This is a genomic window from Georgenia sp. (assembly GCF_054605595.1).
Genome location: NZ_JBTSDU010000139.1, coordinates 1 through 7,784 on the forward strand (window position 1 = coordinate 1; position 7,784 = coordinate 7,784).

Here is a 7,784-nt window from a genome sequence, read left to right on the forward strand (position 1 = left end):
CAGTCCTCCGGACCCTCCTGCAGGTAGGACACCTCGAACGCGCCCGGCTCGCGCTCCTCGATCTGCGCGAGCAGCGGTACCGGGTTGTGCGGGGCGACGAGGTCCATCGCGAAGCCCGGAGCGATCGCGGCGAGGGCGCCGAAGACGGTGGCGTGGCGGATGGCGTGCGGGACGGTCCGCACGTCCAGCGCCGGGATGTCGGTGTCGTGCTCGCCGCACGCGCAGCCGGTGTGGCCCTGCGTGCCGATGGAAACGTCGCTGATGGCCATGGGGCACATCCTTCCTGTCGGAGACCCTCCCACAATAAGGCAGGAATAGTCCGTGAAAAACAGGGGGCACGTACGCTACGGCGCGTGAGGATCCTGCTGATCGGCTCCGGCGCGCGCGAGCACGCCCTCGCCCACGCCCTGTCCCAGAACGCAGCGGTCGAGGAGCTCGTCGTCGCCCCGGGCAACCCCGGGACCGCGCGGATCGCCCGGAACCTGCGAATCGACGTCCTCGACGCCGAGGCGGTCGCGGCCGCCGCCCGCGACATGGCGGCCGACCTCGTGGTGATCGGCCCCGAGGCCCCGCTGGTGGCCGGCGTGGCCGACGCGGTGCGCGCGACAGGGATCCCGTGCTTCGGGCCGGACCGGGCCGCCGCCCGGCTCGAGGGCTCCAAGGCCTTCGCCAAGGAGATCATGGCGGCCGCCGAGGTACCCACCGCGCTCGCGCACGTGTGCACCACGCTCGAGCAGGTCGAGGACGCCATGGATGCGTTCGGCGCCCCCTACGTCATCAAGGACGACGGCCTCGCCGCCGGCAAGGGCGTCCTCGTCACCGACGACCGGGCGGCCGCCCTCGCGCACGCCGCCACCTGCCTGGCCAAGGACGGCGGCGACGCCGCGACGCACGGTGCGCCCGCCGTCGTCGTGGAGGACTTCCTCGACGGCCCGGAGATCTCCCTCTTCTGCGTCAGCGACGGCACCACGGTCGTCCCGCTCGAGCCCGCGCAGGACTTCAAGCGCCTCGGCGACGGCGACGCCGGGCCCAACACCGGTGGCATGGGTGCCTACTCCCCGCTGCCCTGGGCGCCGGAGGGCCTCGCCGCCGACGTCGTCGAGCGCGTCGCCCGGCCGGTGGTGCGCGAGATGGCCCGGCGCGGGACCCCGTTCGTGGGCCTGCTGTACTGCGGCCTCGCACTCACCTCGCGCGGGCTGCGCGTCATCGAGTTCAACGTCCGGTTCGGTGACCCGGAGACGCAGGTCGTCCTCGCCCGGCTGCGCTCCTCCCTCGCCGAGCTGCTGCTCGCCGCGGCCACCGGCACGCTCGACCGGCTGGGCGCGCCGAAGTGGCGCGCCGACGCCGCCGTCACGGTCGTCGTCGCCGCGCACGGCTACCCCGGGCAGGTCCGCACGGGGGACCCGATCAGCGGCCTCGAGGACGCCGAGGCGCTCGACGGCGTGCACGTGCTCCACGCGGGCACGGCCGAGGGCGACGGCGGCGCGGTCGTGGCCGCGGGTGGTCGAGTCCTCAGCGTGGTCGGCACCGGGCCGGACCTGGCCACCGCCCGCGCGAACGCCTACGCCGGCGTCGACCGCCTGCACCTGGCCGGCTCCCAGCACCGGACGGACATCGCGGCCGGGCGCTGATGGCGAGGTCGGACTCGGGGGACTCGCTGCTCACCCGGATGATGCGCATCCTGGAGGTCTTCGCGTCGACGCCGTCGCCGAGCGTCGCCGAGCGTCGCCCGCGGCGCGGGGCTGCCCGTCTCGACGGCGCACCGGCTGGTGCGCGAGATGCTCGAGCACGGCGCCTCGGTGCCCGTGGCACCGTACCGAACATCGCCCGCACGGCCGAGCGGTTGCCCGCCCACACGGTCTCGGCCGGGCTGGTCCTGCTCGCCCACGCCCCCGCCGAGGTGCGGGACGGGGTGCTCGCGGGCCCGCTGGAGGCCTTCACGCCGCATGTCCTCACCGGCCCGGTGCTCCTGCGGGGCACGCTGGGCACGGTCCGCCGGCTGGGGTACGCCGTCGCGCCGGGCCTGCTCACGCCCGGCGCGAAGGGCGTCGCGGTGCCGCTGCGGGACGCGAGCGGGACCGTCGTCGCCGCCCTGTCGGTGATCGTCCCGATGCGTGAGGATCACCGTGCGCTGGTCCCGGCCCTCCTTGCGCCGGCCCGCGCCATCTCCCGCGACCTGGGCAACGCTCCCATCGAACGGGAGGACCGGTCGGGACGAGTGACCTAGGTCCTGGTGTCGGGCGTCACAGCCCAACCTCGAGGGAGAGGCCACCATGACCACCACCATCCGCACCCAGGTCGGGATCGTCGGTGCCGGCCCGGCCGGCCTGCTGCTGGCGCACCTGCTCGCCGTCGCCGGTATCGAGACCGTCGTGCTCGAGCGGCGCAGCCGGGCGGACATCGCCGAGACGCACCGGGCGGGCATCCTCGAGCAGGGCACGATGGACCTGCTCACCGGGCTCGGCCTCGACGAGCGGATGTACCGCGCCGGCTTCACCCACCACGGCATCGAGCTTCGGCTGCGCGCCGAGACCCGACGCATCGACTTCGCCGACCTGGTCGGCCGAGCCGTCCAGCTCTACCCGCAGCAGGCCGTCTTCGCCGACCTCGCCGACGGCGCCGACGCCCGCGGCCTCGCCGTGCGGTACGAGATCCCCGACGTCGAGCTCCACGACGTCCTCGGCGACCAGCCCTCGATCGAGTTCACGGACGCCGACGGCGTCCGTACCCGGCTCGTCTGCGACTTCGTCGCCGGCTGCGACGGCTCGCGCGGGGTCTCCCGGGCCGTCATCCCCGAGGACGTGCGCGTCGACCACTTCCGGGAGTACCCGTTCGGGTGGTTCGGCATCCTCACCGAGGCCCCGCCCAGCGCCCCCGAGCTCGTCTACGCCAACTCCGAGCACGGCTTCGCCCTCATCAGCCAGCGCACCCCGACGATGCAGCGCATATACTTCCAGCACGACCCCACCGAGGACCCCACCGCCTGGAGCGACGAGCGGATCTGGGCGACCCTCCAGGAGCGCACCGCCGCCCCCGGCTTCAGCCTCGTGCAGGGCCCCGTCTTCGACCGGACCGTCATCCCCATGCGCAGCTACGTGTGCGAGACGATGCGTTACGGTCGGCTCTTCCTCGCCGGCGACGCCGCGCACACCGTCCCGCCGACCGGCGCCCAGGGCCTCAACCTCGCCGCCGGCGACGTCAGCGTGCTCGCCCGGGCCCTCGAGCGGTTCTACCGCGAGCAGGCCACCGACCACCTCGACACCTACGCGACCACCGCGCTCAAGCGGGTGTGGAGGCGCAGCACTTCGCCTGGTGGATGCCGACGATGCTGCACACCGACGCCACCGCGAACTCCTTCGACCGGGCGCGCCGGCTCGACGAGCTGGACCTGGTGACGACGTCCCGGGCGGGCTCGACCTACCTGGCGGAGGCCTACACGGGCTGGCCCCTCATCCCGTCGGACCCCGCCTTCCTGGACCGCGGCACGGCGCTGGGTGAGGTGCTCGCGCACCAGGTCCCGGTACCCGCCTGAACGAGGCCGCGCGAGCCGGTCGGGGCGGCGCCGGGGGCCCGACCGGGTTCCGGGGTCCTGGCGCAGCGCGACGGCGGGCACCGAGCGTGGGTGCCCGCCGTCGTGACGGTGCTGGTGGTCCTGACCGAACCGGCCGCGCCGGCCGTGGTGCCGGCCAGGCGGATTCAGTCCTGCTTCTCCTCCGAGCGGTCGCCGGACCACTGGGTGTGGAACGTGCCCTCGGCGTCGACCCGCTGGTAGGTGTGGGCGCCGAAGAAGTCCCGCTGACCCTGGATCAGCGCGGCGGGCAGCCGCTCGGCCCGGATCCCGTCGTAGTAGCTCAGGGACGAGGCGAACACCGGCGTGGGCACCCCGTTGAGCGCGGCCTGGGCGACGATCCGGCGCCATGCCGGCACGCCCTTGTCCATCACGTCGGTGAAGAACTCGTCCGCGAGCAGCAGCGGCAGGTCGGGGGTGCGCTCGTAGGCCTCGGTGATGCGGTTGAGGAAGCGGGCCCGGATGATGCAGCCACCGCGCCAGATGCGGGCCATCGCGCCACGGTCGATGCCCCAGTCGTGCTCGTGAGAGGCGGCCGTGATCTGGTCGAAGCCCTGCGAGTAGGCGACGACCTTCGAGGCGTACAGCGCCTGGCGGACATCCTCGACGAACGCGTCGCGGTCCGTCACCGTCCAGGTGCCGGCGTGGGCGGGCAGCACCCCGCGGGCGGCGGTGCGCTGGGGGACCGAGCCGGACAGGGCACGGGCGAAGGTGGCCTCGGCGATACCGGTGACCGGCACGCCCAGGTCGAGGGCGTTCTGCACGGTCCAGCGTCCGGTGCCCTTCTGCTCGGCCCGGTCGAGGATGATGTCGACGAAGGCGCCACCGGTCTGCGGGTCCGTGTGGTTGAGGACCTCGGCGGAGATCTCGATGAGGAAGGACTCGAGCTCGCCCTTGTTCCACTCCTCGAAGATGGCACCGATCTCGGCCGCGGAGGCTCCCAGGCCCAGTCGCAGCAGGTCGTACGCCTCGGCGATGAGCTGCATGTCGGCGTACTCGATGCCGTTGTGCACCATCTTGACGAAGTGGCCGGCGCCGTCGGGCCCCACGTGGACGCAGCACGGCACACCGTCGACCTTGGCGGAGACGTCCTCGAGCATCGGGCCGAGCCGGGCGTAGGACTCCTTGGTGCCGCCGGGCATGATCGAGGGGCCGTTGAGCGCACCCTCCTCGCCGCCGGAGACACCGGCACCGACGAAGTGCAGGCCCTTCTCCTTCAGTGCCGCCTCGCGGCGGACGGTGTCCGGGAAGTGGGCGTTGCCGGCGTCGACGATGATGTCGCCCGGCTCCATGTGCTCGGCGAGCTGGTCGATCACGGCGTCGGTCCCTGGGCCCGCCTTGACCATGATGATCGCGACGCGCGGCTTCGCGAGCGAGGCGACGAAGTCCTCGACCGTCTCCGACGGGTAGAAGGCGCCGTCCGAGCCGTGCTCGGACATGAGCCGCTCGGTCTTGGTGAACGAGCGGTTGTGGATGGCCACCTTGTGACCGTGACGCGCGAAGTTCCGCGCCAGGTTCGAACCCATGACCGCCAGACCGGTCACACCGATGTCGGCGATGCCGACGGGCTTCTCGCTTGCCATTCTTCCTACCTCCGGGGCGTCTGCGGATGCTCATATCTCCCCGCGAACGGTACGCGGTGGCGTCGCGGCCCGCCCGGCTGTGCCACCTGTTGCCGCAGCGGGCGACCGGTCTGTTGCCGCAGCGGGTCGTCCCCACCCCGTGCCCGCCTGACGTCCCGGCCTTGCGGTAGCAGGCGGCGTAGAACCGCCGGGTGGGTCGTCCCCACCCCGTCCCGATCTACGGTCCGTCGGGCGGGCCGGGGAGGCACCGCCGAGCACGGCCTGCCAGGATGGCGCCATGAGCACAGACGCGGGTACCGCGCCGGTCCTGGAGGGCTGGACGCACACCTACTCGGGCAAGGTTCGTGACCTCTACGTCCCGCAGGACGCCTCCGCGCAGGCCGGGGGCGACGTCGTCCTCGTGGTCGCGAGCGACCGCATCAGCGCCTACGACCACGTCCTGCCCACCATCATCCCCGACAAGGGAAAGGTCCTCACGGCGCTCAGCCTCTGGTGGTTCGAGCAGCTCGAGGACGTGGTCCCCAACCACGTGGTCTCCCTCGACGTGCCCGCCGAGGTCGCCGGGCGCGCCATGATCTGCCGCCAGCTGCTCATGTACCCGATCGAGTGCGTGGTGCGCGGGTACCTCACCGGCTCCGCCCTGTCCGAGTACCACGCGGCCTCCGCGGTGTGCGGGGTGCCGCTGCCGCCCGGACTGGTGGAGAGCGCCCGGCTGCCCGAGCCGATCTTCACCCCCGCGGCCAAGGCGCCCGTCGGCGATCATGACGAGAACATCACCTTCGGGCAGATGTCCGACCGCATGGGCGCGCACACGGCCCGCCGGCTGCGGGGCCGAACCCTCGCCGTCTACACCCGGGCGTCCCAGATCGCCGCCGAGCGCGGCATCATCGTGGCCGACACGAAGCTGGAGTTCGGGGCGTCGCCCCAGCCCGGCGAGCCGGACGTGGTGCTCGGCGACGAGGTGCTGACCCCGGACTCGTCCCGGTTCTGGCAGGCCTCGGACTACGCGCCCGGCCGGCCCCAGCACAGCTACGACAAGCAGTTCGTCCGCGATTGGCTCACCTCCGCCGAGTCCGGCTGGGACCGGCGCGGCGACGTGCCCCCGCCCGCGCTGCCGGACGAGGTGGTCGAACGCACCCGCGGCCGTTACCTCCAGGCGTACCAGCTGCTCACGGGACGGACCTTCGAGTGAGGCGGGTCGGCCCGGCGGTCGTGTGCGTTTGCGGGTGAGGTCGCCGTGCCGACCGGAGGCGCGGGCCGTCCGCCGGATCGCAACCTACGAATCCGTAGGTTGCCCTGTCGCGCACCGCGCCCGCGTGTCACACTGAAGAAGGTGGCCGCCCCGGGCCGCCGGTGCGGCCTCGGTCGTTCACTCTCGATGACAGGTGTCCACCGTGAGCCAGACACTCTCCCCCGCACTCGGCTCGGCCCCGCCCGGACCCGGCGTCCGCGGCCAGCGTGAGCGCCAGGTCAGCGATTTCACCGCCCTGACGGCGAAGGTGAAGGGCGCCGGCCTCATGCGCCGCGCGTACGGCTACTACTGGTCGAAACTGATCGGGCTCACCGCGGCCGGGCTCGCCCTCGCAGCGGTCTTCGTGCTGGTGGGCGACAGCTGGTGGCAGATGGGCACCGCCGTCGTCCTCGCGCTGCTGATGACGCAGATCGCCTTCCTCGGCCACGACGCCGCGCACCGGCAGATCTTCGTCTCCGGTTCGTGGAACGAGTGGGTCTCCCTCATCGTGATCAACCTCTTCGCCGGCATGGGACTCGGCTGGTGGCAGCGCAAGCACAACAAGCACCACAACGCCCCGAACAAGCTCGACGCCGACCCGGACATCGAGCCCGGCATCCTCGCCTTCACCCCCGAGGTCGCCGCGAGCCGGCGGAGCCCGCTGACCCGCTGGCTGACCACCAAGCAGGGCTACTTCTTCTTCCCGCTGCTCCTCCTCGAGGGCGTGAACCTGCACGTGCAGGGCATCAAGCGGGCGGTGGGGCGGGAGAAGATCAAGCGCCGCTGGGTCGAGCTGAGCTTCATCACCGTCCGGCTTCTGAGCTACGCCGCGTTCGTCTTCCTCGTGCTCCCGCCCGGTAAGGCGCTGGCGTTCATCGGGGTCCAGCTCGCCGTGTTCGGCCTCTACATGGGCCTGTCCTTCGCGCCCAACCACATCGGCATGCCGATCGTGCCGCCGTCGCTCAAGATCGACTTCCTGCGCCGCCAGGTGCTCATGAGCCGAAACGTCACCGGCAGGCGCTGGGTCGACACGTTCATGGGCGGCCTGAACTTCCAGGTCGAGCACCACCTCTTCCCGTCGATGGCACGGCCCAATCTCCGCAAGGTCGCCCCGATGGTGCGGGAGTACTGCGAGCAGCTCGGCGTGCGGTACACGGAGACGACGATCGCCCAGTCCTACCGTCAGGTCACCACGTACATCAACGCCGTCGGCCGCGGCGGCCTGGACGTGTGGGCCTGCCCGCTCGCCGTGCAGTACCGCGCCTGAGCCGGTGGGCCCACCGGCCCCCTGACGCAGGTTCGTGCCAGGTATCGACCAACACGCGCGCCGTACTGCGTCGCGCCCCACACCCGTTCGGCGTTGAACTCGTGCTTCCGGCGACGAACTCGCACTCCGGCGGTG

General features: G+C 72.3%; 8 protein-coding genes. 6 read left to right on the forward strand and 2 right to left on the reverse strand.

The genetic code is table 11. From position 1 onward, the window contains the following. A partial coding sequence (locus ACYC1Z_RS13025) for a DUF2249 domain-containing protein (protein WP_461409951.1) occupies positions 1-269 on the reverse strand: 269 nt, incomplete at its 3' end. Between the two features lie 84 nt (positions 270-353). On the opposite strand from ACYC1Z_RS13025, the gene purD reads away from it, so the two are divergent. Genes purD through ACYC1Z_RS13045 form a run of 4 tightly spaced genes read left to right on the forward strand, consistent with a single transcriptional unit; the run spans position 354 to position 3,532 of the window. Next, positions 354-1,631: a phosphoribosylamine--glycine ligase gene (gene purD / locus ACYC1Z_RS13030; protein WP_461409952.1), complete on the forward strand. Its 1,278-nt coding sequence runs from the start codon at positions 354-356 to the stop codon at positions 1,629-1,631. After that, positions 1,631-2,227 (forward strand): IclR family transcriptional regulator domain-containing protein, encoded by a 597-nt coding sequence (locus ACYC1Z_RS13035; RefSeq protein WP_461409953.1) that lies wholly within the window; start codon positions 1,631-1,633, stop codon positions 2,225-2,227. The genes purD and ACYC1Z_RS13035 overlap by 1 nt, the downstream gene beginning before the upstream one ends. Before the next feature lie 46 nt (positions 2,228-2,273). After that, positions 2,274-3,395: a 4-hydroxybenzoate 3-monooxygenase gene (locus ACYC1Z_RS13040; protein WP_461409954.1), complete on the forward strand. Its 1,122-nt coding sequence runs from the start codon at positions 2,274-2,276 to the stop codon at positions 3,393-3,395. Then, a complete protein-coding gene (locus tag ACYC1Z_RS13045; RefSeq protein ID WP_461409955.1) occupies positions 3,326-3,532 on the forward strand; it encodes a hypothetical protein in 207 nt (68 codons plus the stop codon). The genes ACYC1Z_RS13040 and ACYC1Z_RS13045 overlap by 70 nt, the downstream gene beginning before the upstream one ends. Before the next feature lie 164 nt (positions 3,533-3,696). On the opposite strand, the gene gndA is transcribed toward ACYC1Z_RS13045, so the two are convergent. Then, on the reverse strand, positions 3,697-5,151 hold the full coding sequence (gene gndA, locus ACYC1Z_RS13050; protein ID WP_461409956.1) for an NADP-dependent phosphogluconate dehydrogenase: 1,455 nt from the start codon (positions 5,149-5,151) through the stop codon (positions 3,697-3,699). A gap of 277 nt (positions 5,152-5,428) precedes the next feature. Between gndA and ACYC1Z_RS13055 the strand changes: the two genes are divergently transcribed. Further along, a complete protein-coding gene (locus tag ACYC1Z_RS13055; protein WP_461409957.1) occupies positions 5,429-6,343 on the forward strand; it encodes a phosphoribosylaminoimidazolesuccinocarboxamide synthase in 915 nt (304 codons plus the stop codon). A 202-nt stretch (positions 6,344-6,545) separates the two neighbouring features. Further along, positions 6,546-7,649, forward strand: coding sequence for a fatty acid desaturase family protein (locus tag ACYC1Z_RS13060; protein WP_461409958.1), 1,104 nt, complete (start codon positions 6,546-6,548; stop codon positions 7,647-7,649). The last annotated feature ends 135 nt before the right edge of the window (positions 7,650-7,784 follow it).

Excerpts from the sequence above, each read along its gene's own strand:
- gndA (WP_461409956.1), bottom strand. The coding sequence starts at position 5,151 with ATGGCAAGCGAGAAGCCCGTCGGCATCGCCGACATCGGTGTGACCGGT.
- ACYC1Z_RS13040 (WP_461409954.1), top strand. The coding sequence starts at position 2,274 with ATGACCACCACCATCCGCACCCAGGTCGGGATCGTCGGTGCCGGCCCG.
- ACYC1Z_RS13045 (WP_461409955.1), top strand. The coding sequence starts at position 3,326 with ATGCTGCACACCGACGCCACCGCGAACTCCTTCGACCGGGCGCGCCGG.
- ACYC1Z_RS13035 (WP_461409953.1), top strand. The coding sequence starts at position 1,631 with ATGGCGAGGTCGGACTCGGGGGACTCGCTGCTCACCCGGATGATGCGC.
- ACYC1Z_RS13055 (WP_461409957.1), top strand. The coding sequence starts at position 5,429 with ATGAGCACAGACGCGGGTACCGCGCCGGTCCTGGAGGGCTGGACGCAC.